Genomic DNA, 14086 nt, shown 5'->3' with positions numbered 1-14086 from the left:
ACGGCCGCGCGGGGAGGCCTGCCCCCCGCGCGGCCGTCCGTCTTCCCGGCCAGCGAAGGCACGGGAAACCACCGTACGGCCCGGCGGGGACTCCACAGCGTACCCACAGACGCGAACGGGCGCCGAAGCATTTTCCGGCGCCCGTCCCCCTGTCCTTCTCGCCGTGCGCTCAGGCCCCGCGGAGCCGGGCTCCGGTGCGAGCTGCGGCCAGCGCGACCGCGGCGTCCCTGGCCGCCGTGGTCTCCTCGGCCGTGAGCGTCCGGTCGGCCGCCCGGAAGCGCAGCGCGTAGGCCAGCGACTTGTTGCCCTCACCCGCCTGCGGGCCCTCGTACACGTCGAACAGCCGGACCGACTCGAGCAGTTCGCCGGCGCCCTCGGTGAGCGCGGCCGCCACCTCGGCGACCGGCGTCTCGGCCGGGACGATCAACGCGACGTCCTGCGTCGCCACCGGATAGGTGGACACGGCGGGCGCCTGCACCGGTCCCGCCGGCCGCAGCAGCGACAGCTCCAGCTCCATCGCGGCCGTGCGGGGCGGCAGGTCGTACGCCTCGACGACGCGCGGGTGCAGTTCACCCGCGTGGCCGACGACGACGCGCTCGCCGGTGCCCGGGTCGGTGATGCTCAGCTCGGCGCAGCGTCCGGGATGCCACGGCTCGTGCCGGCCGGACCGGACCTCGAGATCCGTCCCCGCCTCGCGGGCGACGGCCCGGGCGGCCTCGACGGCGTCGGCCCAGGACGCCCGGCGGCCCTCGCCCCACCAGCCGGAGCGCTCGAACTCGCCCGTGAGGACGACGGCGACCCGGTGGGGCTGCCTCGGCAGCGCCCTTTCGACCTCGGCGATCTCCTCGGCCGACGGCCTTCTGTCGACCGCGAGCACCGGCGCTGTGGCCGGCGCGTCCGGCTCCGGCCGGTAGACCAGGCCGGTCTCGAACAGCGCGACGTCGCCGAAGCCGCGGCCCACGTTGCGTACCAGGGTCTTCAGCAGGCCCGGCAGCAGCGTGGTCCGCATGAACGGCTCGTCCTCGCTCAGCGGGTTCACCAACCGGGTGGCCCGCCGGCGCGGGTCGTCCTCGGCGAGCAGCAGGTTGTCGAGGTCGCGTCCGCCCATGAACGGGTACGACAGCACCTCGACGTACCCCGACAACGCGAGCGCCCGGCCCACCCTGCGGCGCAGCCGCTGCTCCTCGGTCAGTCCGGCGCCCGCCGGCGCGACGGGCAGGACCGACGGCAGGTGCTCGTAGCCCTCCAGCCGGATGACCTCTTCCGCGAGGTCGTTCGGATCGGACAGGTCGGGCCGCCAGCTCGGCGGGGTGACCGTGATCAGGTCGTCGCCGGGGACGGCGAGCCTGCCGGCCATGCCGCTGCTCGAGACCACACCGGTGGCGGCCACACCGCCCGTGGCCGCGACGGCCTGCCCGGCCGAGCCCTCGGTCACCACGCAGCCGATCTGCTCCAGCCTGCGGATCACGGTCTCCCGTGAGTACGTCAGGCCCGCGACGCGGCCGGGGTAGTCGGCCGGGATCGTGATCCGCACCGGGGCGGGCTCGACCTCGGCGTGGGTGACCCCGGGCTCGGCCGTGGCCCCGCCCAGCTCGACGAGGAGTCGTACGGCACGCCAGGAGGCGGCCAGCGGCAGCTCGCGGTCCACGCCGCGTTCGAACCGCTTGGACGCCTCGCTCACCAGGTTGTGCCTGCGCGAGTTACGCGCGATGCCGGTGGCGGAGAAGTGCGCGGCCTCGACCACGATGTCGGTGGTGTCGTCCGATATCTCGGTGTGCAGGCCGCCCATCGTGCCGGCGATCGAGAGCGCCCCCGAGGCGTCCGTGATCAGGATGTCGTCCTCGTGGAGCCCTCGCACCACGTGGTCGAGCGTCTCCAGGCGCTCCCCCGGCCTGGCGCGCCGCACGACGATCTCGCCCGTCAGGCGGGCGCGGTCGAAGGCGTGCAGCGGCTGGCCCAGTTCCAGCATCACGTAGTTCGTCACGTCGACGGCGAGCGAGACCGACCGCATGCCGGCGCGGGCCAGCCGCACCCGCATCCACAGCGGGCTCTCGACGGCGGGGTCGAACCCGGACACGGCGCGCAGCACGAACCGATCGCAGGCGGTGGGGTCGCCGATCGACGCCGGCCACGACTCGCCGTCGGCGGCGGGCAGCTCGATCCGGGCGGGGTCGCGGAACGACACGCCGAACGCGATGGCGGCCTCACGCGCGACGCCCCGGATCGACAGCGCGTACCCGCGGTCCGGGGTGATCTCCAGCTCCAGCACGTCGTCGCGCAGGCCGAGCAGCTCGACCACGTCGGCGCCGATCGGGGTGTCGTCCGGCAGCAGCAGGATCCCCGGCGAGGACTCGGCGACGCCGAGCTCTGCCTCCGAGCAGATCATGCCGTCCGAGAGCCGCCCGTAGGTCTTGCGTGAACCGATCTCGAAGCCGCCGGGCAGGACGGCGCCGGGCAGCGCGACCGGCACGACGGCGCCGACGGAGAAGTTGGTCGCGCCGCACACGATCTCGCGCGGCGCGGCCTCCCCGACCTCGACCTTGCAGTGCCTGATGGGCTTCTTGAAGCCGGTCAGCTCCTCGATCTCGAGGACCCTGCCGACGACCACGTTCTTGATCTCGTGGCCGTGCGAGGTGATGGCCTCCAGCTTGAGACCGGCGGCGGTGAGCCTGTCCGCCACCTCGTGGGCGGTGACCGCGGGGAGATCGACGTACTCCCGCAGCCAGGAGAGCGGGACCTTCATCAGACCTCCATTCCGAACGGCTGGGTGAACCGGACGTCGCCCTCGACCATGTCGCGCATGTCCTCGGCGTTGTGCCGGAACATCAACGTGCGCTCGATGCCCATGCCGAAGGCGAACCCGGAGTAGACCGACGGGTCGACGCCGCAGGCGACCAGCACCCGCGGGTTGACCATGCCGCAGCCGCCCCACTCGATCCAGCCCTCGCCCTTGCACGTACGGCAGGGCGGGTTGCCCGGCAGCGCCGAGGAGCCGCGGCAGACGAAGCAGCGCAGGTCCATCTCGGCCGACGGCTCGGTGAAGGGGAAGTAGTTCGGCCGGAACCGCGTGTGTATGCCCGGCCCGAACATCACCTCAGCGAACCGGTCGAGCGTGCCCTTCAGGTGGGCCATCGTCAGCCCCTTGTCGACCGCCAGGCCCTCCACCTGGTGGAAGACCGGCGTGTGGGTGGCGTCGAGCTCGTCGGTGCGAAAGGTCTTGCCCGGCGAGATCACGTACACCGGCAGCGGGCGTGACAGCAGCGCGCGCACCTGCACCGGCGAGGTCTGGGTGCGCAGCACCTTGCCCGACTCGGTGCTCTCCACGAAGAACGTGTCGTGCTCGGAGCGGGCCGGGTGGTCGGGGGCGATGTTCAACGCGTCGAAGTTGAACCACTCGCCCTCGAGCTCGGGGCCCTCCGCCATCTCGTAGCCCATCGCGATGAACGCGTCGGCGATGTGCTCCTGCAGCGTGGTGAGCGGGTGCCGGGCGCCGCGGGACCTGCGGTCCCAGGGCAGCGTGACGTCGACGGTCTCCTCGATGAGCACGCGGGCGTCGCGCTCGGCCTCCAGCTCGGACTGGCGGGCGGCCAGCGCCTCGGCGACGGCTCTGCGCGCGGTGCCGATCCGCTTGCCGGCCTCGGCCCGCGCGGCGGGCGGAAGCGCGCCGATCTCACGGTTGGCCAGTGCGATGGGCGACCTGTCTCCCGCGTGCGCGAGCCGGGCCTGCTTGAGTTCATCGAGGTCTTTCGCCGCGGCGATGGCGGCGAGCGCATCGGCCCGCGCCCGCGCGACCTCGTCCGCGTGCAACGGCGTCACCTCGACCGGGTCATAGGTGTTCGACAAGAGAAAGCTCCGTATCCAGGGCAGCGAGCGCCGGGCGCTCGGCGGAGTCAGTTTAGTCCGATCAGCCCACCGGGACCGTCACCCGAAGTCGGGGGCGCCGGTGGGCAGGATAAATCGGAACTCGGCGCCGCCGCCGGGCGCGCGCTGCACGCTGATCGTTCCGCCGTGGGCCTCCACGAGACCCTTGACGATGAACAGGCCGAGCCCGGTGCCCCCCCGGCGACGCCCGTTGCCGCGCCAGAACTGGCGGAAGACACGGCCGACCAGCTCGGGCGCCACGCCCTCACCCTGGTCGCGTACCGACACCGCCACTCCCCACTCGACCGGCTCGACCACTATGGTCACCGTACCGCGTCCATGCCGCAGCCCGTTTTCCACCAGGTTGGCGAGGATTTGGTCGATCTTGTCCTGGTCGAGCCAGGCCTCGGGCAACTCTCCGCGTACCTCTATGTGGAAGCGGTCCTCGCGCTCCCCCGCAGCGACGCGACCGGCGACGATCCGGCGGGCGCGTGCGGGGATGTCCACGATCTGACGGTGGATCTGCAGCCGGCCGGACTCGATCCGGGAGACGTCGAGCAGCTCGGTTATCAGCCGGGTGACCCGGTCGGCGTCGGCGTTGACGGTCTCCAGCATGACGAGCTTCTGCGCGTCGCTGAATCGCTCCCACTTCGCGAGGAGCGTCGCCGTGAACCCCTTGACGCTGGTCAGCGGCGACCTGAGCTCATGCGCGACGGTGGACACGAGGTCGGCCCTGCTGCGCTCGAGTCTGGCCCTGGCCGAGGCGTCCCTGAGCGTGATCACGATGCGGACGACCGGGCCGCCCCGCTCGGGCCTGCGGACGAGGCGCGTGGCGACCAGCAACTCGGGACGGCCGGGCAGATGCAGCGGGCGCTCCGGCTGACGGCTGCGGATGGCCAGGCCGCCGTGCGGGTCGAGGCTCTTCCACCAGTCGCGGCCGTCGGTGTCGCGGAACGGGAGGCCGTCGCCGATGTGCCTGCCGATCGCCGCCCGGCGCGTCACCCCGGTCAGCCGCTCGGCCGCCCGGTTCACGCTGAGGACGACGCCGTCGCCGTCGACCACGACGAGCCCGTCGGGGAGTTCGTCCACATCGATGTACGCACTCCCGCAGTCGGCCCGCTCCTGGGTGCCGCCGGGGGTGTCGTCACATCGCACGAGAACGCCTCCTCGACTTCGCCCTGTGCCTTGACCGCCGACAATAGCGGGTTTCCAGGGAATGTCGGCAGGGTCAACTGCGCGGGGTAGTGGGTTCTTCTACGGAGTGTAAAGTCTTCCGTTGAACACGCGCGGAAGCGTAGAGGCAGATGCCGGCCGCGGTGGCGAGATTGAGGCTTTCCGCCCGGCCGTAAATGGGCACCCGCACCACCTCGTCGGCGAGATCGAGCAGTTCGGCGGGCAGCCCCCAGGCCTCGTTCCCGAACATCCACGCCGTCGGCCGCCCCAGGTCGGTCTCGTCGAGCGTCCGGGTTCCCGCACCGTCGGCGGCGAGCACGCGCAGCCCCGACTCTCGTACGTGCCGTACGACCTCAGCCACCGTGGCGCCGATCGCGACCGGGAGGTGGAACAGGCTCCCGGCGCTGGCCCGCACGCACTTGCCGTTGTACGGATCCACCGAGGCCCCGCCGAACACCACGGCGTCGGCTCCGGCGGCGTCCGCCGTACGCAGGACCGTGCCCGCGTTGCCGGGGTCGCGCACCTGGGCGAGCACGGCGACCAGCCGGGCCCCGGACGGCGGTACGGCCTCGGCGAGCGGCACGTGGACGAACCGGCACACCGCGACGATGCCCTGCGGCGTGACGGTCTGGGTCAGCTCGGCCATGACCTCGCCGCTGGCCCAGTGGACCGGGACGCCGGCGGCGGTGGCGGCGGCGACGATGTCGCCGTGCCTGAGCTGCGCCTCCGCGGTCGCGAACAGCTCGACCGTCGCGTCCTCGATCGCCAGGGCCTCGCGGACCGCCTGCGGCCCCTCGGCGAGGAACGCGCGGTCGCGGTCACGGAAGGCCCGCTTGGCCAGCCTGCGCGCCGCCTTCACGCGTGGCGACCTGATGTTCGTGATCTCCGCCATTACCTTCCCGATCCCTCAACGTGACTGAGGGCCCACCGGACGACGGTGAGCCCTCAGCGGATTCAGTTCAGGCGACCGGCGCGTTCACGTCGGCCGGGAGCGCCTTCTTGGCGGACTCGACCAGCGTGGCGAAGGTCTGGGCGTCGTTCACCGCGAGGTCGGCCAGGATCTTGCGGTCCACCTCGATGCCGGCGAGACGCAGGCCCTGGATGAACCGGTTGTAGGTCATCCCGTTGAGCCGCGCGGCCGCGTTGATGCGCTGGATCCACAGACGCCGGAACGCGCCCTTCTTGTCCTTGCGGTCCCGGTACGCATAGGTCATCGAGTGGAGCATCTGCTCCTTGGCCTTGCGGTACAGCCTCGACCGCTGCCCACGGTAACCACTCGCCCGATCGAGGACGACCCGGCGCTTCTTCTTGGCGTTGAGCGCCCGCTTCACGCGTGCCATTTCGTTCTATCTCCCCGGGTCGGTTACTTGGCGAGCAGCTTCTTGATCTTCTTGGTGTCGGCGTCCGACATGACAGCCAAACCGTCGAGACGGCGGGTGCGGGTGGACGGCTTGTGCTCGAAAAGGTGCTGCCGGTTGGCACGGCGGCGCATGACCTTGCCGGTACCGGTCAGCCGGAACCGCTTCTTCGCACCGCTGTGCGTCTTCATCTTCGGCATGTCAGCCGTCTCTCCCTACTTCATCCGTGCCGCCGGACCGAGTCCAGTGCCCTCCGTTCCGACGGCGTGACCTACCGCGCCGGGACCATGTCAGCCCTGGCTCGTCCAATATGTGGTCTGTTTCCGGGTGGTCGGTCCGGCCCTCAGGCCGGACGCGCCGTCGCCCGGATCTCGTGGATCACTCCGCGGCGGAATTCTCCATCGCCGGGTTCTCTCCACGCTGCACCTTGGCCGCGGCCTTCTCGGCCTTGGCCTCGGCCTTCTTCTTATGCGGCCCGATGACCATGATCATGTTTCGGCCGTCCTGCTTGGGCTGTGACTCGACGAAGCCCAGCTCGGTGACGTCCTCGGCGAGCCGTTGCAGCAGCCGGAACCCCAGCTCCGGACGGGACTGCTCGCGGCCCCGGAACATGATCGTGACCTTGACCTTGTCTCCCGCCTTGAGGAAGCGCACGACGTGACCCTTCTTGGTCTCGTAGTCGTGCGGATCGATCTTAGGCCGGAGCTTGATCTCCTTTATGATCGTGTGCGCCTGGTTGCGGCGGGCCTCGCGCGCCTTCATGGCCGACTCGTACTTGAACTTGCCGTAGTCCATGAGCTTGCAGACAGGCGGCCGGGCCGTCGCCGCGACCTCCACGAGGTCGAGGTCGCTCTCCTGGGCCAGCTTCAGGGCGTCGCCGATGGAGACGATGCCGACCTGCTCGCCGTTCGGGCCGACGAGGCGGACCTCGGGCACACGAATGCGGTCGTTGATGCGGGGCTCGGTGCTGATGGGACCTCCAAAAGACTTCCGCTTGCTACTCGACCGTGCGGGAAACACGAAAACCCCGCACGTCACGCATGCGGGGTCACTGAGCCGAACTCTTCGCCGGAGTCCCAGCCTGCCGGAAACTCCGGTGTGATCCTTGACCCGTCCACCTTTCGGCGAATCAGGTGGGAGGAGGACCTCCGCTTGCGCGTCCGGCGCCGCGCCGGACCGATCGATGACTTACGATAGCACAACGTCGCCGGAGCACGAACCATTCCTTCCGTGCTCCCGGCCCGGTGGGTCACCCGGCCCGCCGGGTGATCTCGGCTTCGCCGGCGGCGCGCATCGCCTCGACCGGGACCTCGCTGCGGCCCGTCATCAGCTCCACCTGCCTGACCGCCTGGTGCAGCAGCATCGCGAAGCCGCCGATCACCGTCAGCCCCCGGTCCAGCACGGCCGCCGCCAGCGGAGTCGGCCAGGGCGCGTACACCACGTCGAACAGCGCCCCCTTGTCCGGCAGCGCCGCGGCCACCTCCCCGGCGAGATGGTCGGCCGCCCCCGAGGGCAGCGTGGAGATCACCAGCTCACCCGTCCCGATCCGGCCGGTCGGCTCCCGGCCGAACCCTCTGTCGAACGGCACGACGGCCACCGTCACCCCGAGCCGCTCGGCCACCCGGAGGGTCTCCCCGGCGCGCGCCGGATCGCGGACCACGAGAGTGATCTCGCCGAGCCCCGGCCCGCCCAGTCCCAGCTCACACAGGGCGGCGATCGCCGAGGCCGCGGTCGCGCCGCCGCCCAGGATCGTCGCCCCCCTCGGCGCGGACACCCCGGCCTCGGTGAGCGCGGCCACGATGCCGTACACGTCGGTGTTCTCGCCGTGCCGCGCGCCGCCGTCCCCGAAGACGACGGTGTTGGCGCCGCCGACCGCCACGGCCAGGTCGGAGACCGTGTCGAGCAGGGGGAGCACGGCCCGCTTGAGCGGCATCGTGAGAGACAGGCCGGCCCATTCCGGTCCCATCGTGCCGAGCAGCCCGGCCAGGCCGTCCTCGTCGCACTCGATCGCGTCGTAGCGCCAGTCACGCAGGCCCAGCTCCGCGTAGGCCGCCCGATGCAGGATCGGCGACAGCGAGTGGGCGATCGGAGAGCCGAGGACGGCGGCACGCGAGACGGTTCCGGTCATCGGTTGTTCCTGTTGAACTCTTCGACGAACCTCTGGTGCTCGGTGTCGCTGTCGGTGAACTTCGTGATGCCGCGCTTGGGGTCGACGGTCACGAAGTACAGCCACTTGCCGTCGGCCGGGTTCAGCGCCGCCTCGATGGCGTGGTCGCCCGGGTTGGTGATCGGGCCGGGCGGCAGGCCGAGGTACTTGTAGGTGTTGTATCGCGAGGTGCTCTTCAGGTCGGCGTGCGTGGCCGAGATGCCGTACTTGCCCAGGCCGTACATCACCGTGCTGTCCATCGCGAGCGGCATCTGCGGGTTGCGGCCGAGCCGGTTGTAGATGACCCGGGCCACCTTCGGCATGTCCTCGGCGCTGCCGGACTCGGCCTGCACGATGCTGGCGATGATCATGATCTGGCGGGGCGAGAAGCCGATCTGCTTGGCCTGCTCCTCCAGGTCGAGCTTCTCCGCGGTCTGGGTGAACCGCTCGACCATCTTGGACAGTATCTGCTTCGGCGTCTGCTTCGCGCTTATCTCATAGGTCGCGGGGAAAGCGAACCCTTCGAGCTTGCCCTTGGCGTAGGAGGGCAGGCCGATGTCCGCGCGGGCGGCCTTGCGGAACTCGGAGGCGGGCCTTCCCGTGGCCGTGGACAGCTCTGTGAAGATCTTGCTGAGGCGCAGGCCCTCGCGGATCGTGAGCCTGTTGAGCACCCGGTTGCTCGGGTCGAGCAGGACGACGGCGGCCGCCGCCGACATGCCCTTGCGCATCGTGTACTGCCCCGGCTGGAGCGAGGAGCTCTTCCCGGCGGCGCCGACCGCGTTGACGAACGCCCGGGCGCTGGCGACCACGCCCTCGTCCTCCAGCATCTGGGCGATGTCGGAGGCGGTGGCTCCCTCGTTGATCTCGACCACGACCTCGCCGCTGCCCTCGCCCGTGTAGTCCTTCGGGATCATCACCCCGCGGACCCAGTTGAAGCCGTAGTACCCGGCGCCGCCCAGGACGCCGACGATGATCACGACCGCGAACAGGGTCGCGACGTAGCCCTTGCGGCGCTGCCGCTTGCGCCGCCTGCGGCTGCGGCGCTGCTGGGTCCTGCTGCCGGTGGACCGGCGGCGAGAGGGCGCCTCGTCGTTCTCGGCACCTAGCAAGAAGTCCATGTCCAGATCATTCATAGTGTGCGCTGGCCAATCTCCCGGTCCGAACGGTCCCACGTCAAGTGAGTGGACCGAACCGGGGGTCGGGGCCGTCTCCTCCGGGTCCCGTCCGCCGCCCTCGTGCCCCTCCCTCCGGTCTTCGCCCGCCTCGCGGGTGTGCCGCCTGGGCACCGCTCCTCCTTGGCGAATCCTGTCAGTCAGAGCACCAGGTCGTGCTTCACACTCCCTAGTTGGTCCCGAGGTACCTGTTCAGCTCCTCCCGATATTTCCGGAACTCCGTCTCTTTGTCAGTGAATTTGGTGATTTTCCGTTGTGGATCGGTCGTGACGAACCAAAACCAGTCACCCTTGGCGGGTTGGAGTGCGGCCCTCAGGGCGCTCTCCCCCGGGTTGCCGATCGGCGCCGGCGGCAGCCCCGGGTGCGCATAGGTGTTGTACGGCGACTCGACCTTGGTGTCCTGTACGGAGACCTTCAGCGTGTGCCTGCGCAGCGCGTAGTTGACCGTACTGTCCATCTCCAGCTTCGCGCCCCGCCGCAGCCTGTTGTACACGACTTGCGCGATCTTGGGGTAGTCGGAGTCCCGGCCGCCCTCCGCCTGCACGATGCTGGCCACGGTCACGGCCTGGAGCGGGGACAGCCCACGCCGGGAGGCCAGCCGCTCCAGGCGGACGTCCCCGGCCGCCTGACGGAACCGGTCGATCATGGTGGCGAGCAGGCCGCGTGCGGTCATGCCCGGGTGGAGTTCGTACGTCGCGGGGAAGAGGAATCCCTCGACCACGCCCTCGGCGTACGACGGAAGGCGCAGCCCGCCGGGCCTGGCGAGGGCCCTGGTGAACTCGTCCGAGGGGATGCCCGACTTGGCCGACAGCACCGCGAGCACCTCCGACAGGCGCAGTCCCTCGGGCACGGTGACCGTGCGCGTCACCCGTGACGTGGGGGCCAGCAGGAGCTCGAGCGCCGAGGCGGCCGCCATCCCGCGGCGCAGCCGGTAACGCCCGGGCTGCAGGCTGCCCTCCTTGGATCGCGCCACGACCGCCTGCACGAACGACCGGGTGCTGGCCACCACACCCGCCTGCCGCAGGGTCTCCCCGATCTCGCCGGCGCTCGCGCCCGGGGTGATCTCCACGATGACCGAGCCCGAACCCGAGCCGGCGAAGTCCCCGGCCTCCGGGGCGGTCCGCAGGACCGAGCGCGCCCCGAACACGGCGACCACCGTGAAAAGCACGGCGCCTCCGGCCACGACGACCGGCCCGCGCCTCACGCGCCGGCCCCGCCGCTCGCTTCCTCCCCGGGAGCGACGCCCGGTGGTCTGCCCGTGGCTCGTTCGCCGTCGAGAGCGGCCTGCAGCAGCACGACGGCGGCGGCCTGGTCGATCACGGCGCGCTGGTCGCGGGATCGCACGCCGCTCGAGCGCAGCCCCCGCTGGGCGGTGACCGTGCTCAGCCGCTCGTCGACCAGGCGGACCGGCACCTTCTCGACGGACCCGGCGAGCCGGGCGGCGAGCCGTGCCGCGAACTGCCTGGCGGCCTTGGCCGCGTGGCTCTCCCGGCCCGACAGCGAGGTGGGCAGCCCCACGAGAACCTCGATCGCCTCGTGCTCCGCCGCGATCTCCGCGATCCGGTCCAGGTCTCCCCGGCCGCGCCGTACGGTCTCGACCGGGGTGGCCAGCAGGCCGGACGGGTCGCTGCGTGCCACCCCGATCCGGACCGAGCCGACGTCCACGCCGATCCGGACGCCGTGTCTCATGTCACGACCGCCGTCAGCCGACGGACGAGGAGATGGCCTCCTCGACCGCGCGCAGCGCGTCGCCGATCGCCTCCGGGCGGGTTCCGCCGCCCTGCGCCACGTCGTCCTTGCCGCCACCGCCACCCCCAAGTGTCTTGGCGGCGACGCCGACCAGCCGACCGGCCTTCAGGCCGCGCTCGCGTCCCGCCTCGTTGACCGCGGCCACGACGACCGGACGGTCAGAGGGGATGCCGGACACGACGACCACGGCGGCGCGGTCGCCCGGGAACCGCCCGCGCACATCGAGGGCGAGTTTACGCAGGTCGTCCGGGGAGGTGCCATCAGGCGCGCGGTGCGTGACCACCGAGATCCCGTGGACGTCGCGTGCGCCGGCCACCAGCTCGCCGGCGGCGGCGAGCACCTGCGCCGAGCGCAGCCGCTCCAGTTCCTTCTCCGCGGTGCGCAGGCGGGTGACGATGCCCTCGATCCGCTCGGGCAGCTCCTCGCGGCGGGTCTTGAGCTGCTCGCTGAGCTGGGCGACCAGCACGCTCTCCCGGGCGAGGAACCGGAACGCGTCGAGGCCGACCAGCGCCTCGACCCGGCGCACGCCCGCGCCGATCGACGCCTCGCCGAGCACCTTGACCAGCCCCAGCTGGCCGGAGGTGGCGACATGGGTGCCGCCGCACAGCTCACGGGAGTAGTCGCCGACCTCGACGACCCGGACCTCGTCGCCGTACTTCTCGCCGAACAGCGCGAGCGCGCCCATCGCGCGTGCCTGCGCCTGGCTGGTGTAGAAGGCGTTCACCTTCAGGTCGTCGATCAGGACCGCGTTGACCTCGTCCTCGACGTCGCGCAGCACGCCGGCCGGGACGGCGCCGGCCGCGGTGAAGTCGAACCGGAAGCGGCCGGGCGAGTTCTCCGACCCCGCCTGCGCGGCCGACTCGCCGAGCGCGTTGCGGAAGCCACGGTGGACCAGGTGGGTCGCGGTGTGGCTGCGGGAGATCGCGCGCCGCCGCTCGAGGTCGATCTCGGCCTGCGCCTGGTCTCCGACGCGGACCTCGCCGGCACGTACCTTGCCGCGGTGCACGATCAGGCCCGCGAGCGGCGACTGGACGTCGTTGATCTCGATCTCGGCGCCGTCGGTGCGGATCACACCCTGGTCGGAGAGCTGACCGCCGCCCTCCGCGTAGAACGGCGTACGGTCGAGGACCACCTCGAGGGTCGTGCCCGCCCCGGCGGCCGGTACGGCGAGGCCGTCGACGAGCAGGCCGATGACGCGGGCCTCGGCCAGGGTGTTGTCGTAGCCCAGGAAGTCGACCCGGCCGGACTTCTCCAGAATGTTCGTGAAGACCGAGATGTCGGCGTTGCCGGTCTTCTTCGCCGCCGCGTCGGCCTTGGCCCGGTCCCGCTGCTCCTTCATGAGCCGGCGGAAGCCCTCCTCGTCGACCTGGAGGCCCTGCTCAGCCGCCATCTCCAGCGTGAGGTCGATCGGGAAGCCGTACGTGTCGTGCAGCTGGAACGCCTGGTCGCCGCCGAGCGCGGCCGTGCCCTTGCGCTTGGTCTCCTCCACCGCCGCTTCGAAGATCGCGGTGCCGGTGCGGAGCGTGCCCAGGAAGGACGCCTCCTCCGCGTCGATGACCGTGTGGATGTTCGCCGCGTCCACCTTGAGCTCGGGGTACTGCTCGCCCAGGGCGTCGATGGTCACGGCGGTCAGCTCGTGCATGTACCGCTCCTCGCCCGCGCCGAGCAGGCGGAGGTTGCGTATCGCACGGCGGAGCATGCGGCGCAGCACGTAGCCGCGGCCCTCGTTGGACGGCAGCACGCCGTCGCCGACGAGCATCACGCCGGCCCGCATGTGGTCGGCCACGACCCGCAGCGACACGTCGCCGCGCTTGTCCCTGCCGTACCGGGACCTGGTGAGCTGGGCGGCGCGGTCGAGGATCTTGTAGGTGGTGTCGATCTCGTAGATGTTGTCGACGCCCTGCAGGATCGCCGCCATGCGCTCCAGGCCCATGCCGGTGTCGATGTTCTTGGCCGGCAGCTCGCCCTCGATGTCGAAGTCGACCTTGCTGCGGACGGCGGCGAGCTGCTCCTGCATGAAGACGAGGTTCCACACCTCGAGGTAGCGGTTCTCGTCGGCGATCGGACCGCCCTCGCGACCGTACTCCGGACCGCGGTCGTAGTAGATCTCCGAGCACGGGCCGCCGGGACCGGGCACGCCCATGTGCCAGTAGTTGTCGGCGAGGCCGCGCCGCTGGATGCGGTCGAGCGGCAGGCCGACCTCGCGGTGCCAGATGTTCTGGGCCTCGTCGTCGTCCAGATAGACGGTCGCCCAGAGCCGGTCCTCGGCGAAGCCGAAGCCGCCCTCGGACTCCGGCCGGGTGAGCAGGTCCCAGGCGAACGGGATCGCCTGCGCCTTGAAGTAGTCGCCGAAGGAGAAGTTGCCCAGCATCTGGAAGAAGCTGGCGTGCCTCGTCGTCTTGCCCACCTCGTCGATGTCGAGGGTGCGCACGACCTTCTGCACGCTGGTCGCCCGCGGGTAGGGCGGCTTCTGCTGCGCCAGGAAGTAGGGCTTGAACGGGACCATTCCCGCGTTGACCAGGAGCAGCGTCGGGTCCTCGGCGACCAGGCTGGCCGAGGGCACGACGGTGTGCCCGCGCTCCTCGAAGAAGCGCAGGAAGCGGCGGGCGATCTCTGCCGACTCCATT

12 protein-coding genes are annotated in these 14086 nt (G+C 71.1%); all 12 read right to left on the bottom strand.

What is annotated here, in order from left to right; all coding sequences use genetic code 11:
• Nucleotides 1-169 precede the first annotated feature (169 nt).
• The 12 genes from ACQP1K_RS11770 to alaS all read right to left on the bottom strand — a co-directional run bounded on the left by ACQP1K_RS11770 (nt 170) and on the right by alaS (nt 14085).
• Nucleotides 170-2743 (bottom strand): phenylalanine--tRNA ligase subunit beta, encoded by a 2574-nt coding sequence (locus ACQP1K_RS11770; protein ID WP_433500915.1) that lies wholly within the window; start codon nt 2741-2743, stop codon nt 170-172.
• Nucleotides 2743-3843: a phenylalanine--tRNA ligase subunit alpha gene (gene pheS / locus ACQP1K_RS11765; protein WP_433500914.1), complete on the bottom strand. Its 1101-nt coding sequence runs from the start codon at nt 3841-3843 to the stop codon at nt 2743-2745. Before pheS ends, ACQP1K_RS11770 begins: the two co-directional genes overlap by 1 nt.
• Nucleotides 3844-3921: 78 nt before the next feature.
• Nucleotides 3922-5016: an ATP-binding protein gene (locus ACQP1K_RS11760; RefSeq protein WP_433500913.1), complete on the bottom strand. Its 1095-nt coding sequence runs from the start codon at nt 5014-5016 to the stop codon at nt 3922-3924.
• 73 nt (nt 5017-5089) lie between these two features.
• The gene (locus tag ACQP1K_RS11755) at nt 5090-5926 is read right to left on the bottom strand and encodes a TrmH family RNA methyltransferase (protein ID WP_433500912.1); all 837 of its coding nucleotides are present in this window, start codon (nt 5924-5926) and stop codon (nt 5090-5092) included.
• Nucleotides 5927-5993: 67 nt separating this feature from the next.
• On the bottom strand, nt 5994-6374 hold the full coding sequence (rplT, locus tag ACQP1K_RS11750) for a 50S ribosomal protein L20 (protein ID WP_433500911.1): 381 nt from the start codon (nt 6372-6374) through the stop codon (nt 5994-5996).
• A 23-nt stretch (nt 6375-6397) separates the two neighbouring features.
• On the bottom strand, nt 6398-6592 hold the full coding sequence (rpmI, locus tag ACQP1K_RS11745; protein WP_055481925.1) for a 50S ribosomal protein L35: 195 nt from the start codon (nt 6590-6592) through the stop codon (nt 6398-6400).
• Between the two features lie 178 nt (nt 6593-6770).
• Nucleotides 6771-7412, bottom strand: a complete 642-nt coding sequence (gene infC / locus ACQP1K_RS11740; RefSeq protein WP_433500910.1) for a translation initiation factor IF-3 — start codon at nt 7410-7412, stop codon at nt 6771-6773.
• 229 nt (nt 7413-7641) lie between these two features.
• Nucleotides 7642-8520, bottom strand: a complete 879-nt coding sequence (locus ACQP1K_RS11735; RefSeq protein WP_433500909.1) for a shikimate dehydrogenase — start codon at nt 8518-8520, stop codon at nt 7642-7644.
• Nucleotides 8517-9656: an endolytic transglycosylase MltG gene (mltG, locus tag ACQP1K_RS11730; RefSeq protein ID WP_433500908.1), complete on the bottom strand. Its 1140-nt coding sequence runs from the start codon at nt 9654-9656 to the stop codon at nt 8517-8519. The genes ACQP1K_RS11735 and mltG (ACQP1K_RS11730) overlap by 4 nt, the downstream gene beginning before the upstream one ends.
• Nucleotides 9657-9879: 223 nt before the next feature.
• Entirely contained in the window at nt 9880-10914 is a 1035-nt protein-coding gene (mltG, locus tag ACQP1K_RS11725) for an endolytic transglycosylase MltG (protein ID WP_433500907.1), read from the bottom strand.
• A complete protein-coding gene (ruvX, locus tag ACQP1K_RS11720; protein WP_433500906.1) occupies nt 10911-11399 on the bottom strand; it encodes a Holliday junction resolvase RuvX in 489 nt (162 codons plus the stop codon). Before ruvX ends, mltG (ACQP1K_RS11725) begins: the two co-directional genes overlap by 4 nt.
• A 13-nt stretch (nt 11400-11412) precedes the next feature.
• Nucleotides 11413-14085: an alanine--tRNA ligase gene (alaS, locus tag ACQP1K_RS11715; RefSeq protein ID WP_433500905.1), complete on the bottom strand. Its 2673-nt coding sequence runs from the start codon at nt 14083-14085 to the stop codon at nt 11413-11415.
• Between the last annotated feature and the right edge of the window lies 1 nt (nt 14086).

This window comes from Sphaerimonospora sp. CA-214678 (genome assembly GCF_050942215.1).
GTDB lineage: Bacteria > Actinomycetota > Actinomycetes > Streptosporangiales > Streptosporangiaceae > Sphaerimonospora.
Note: the sequence above shows the minus strand (reverse complement) of the source record. Positions and strands in the feature narration are given on the sequence as shown.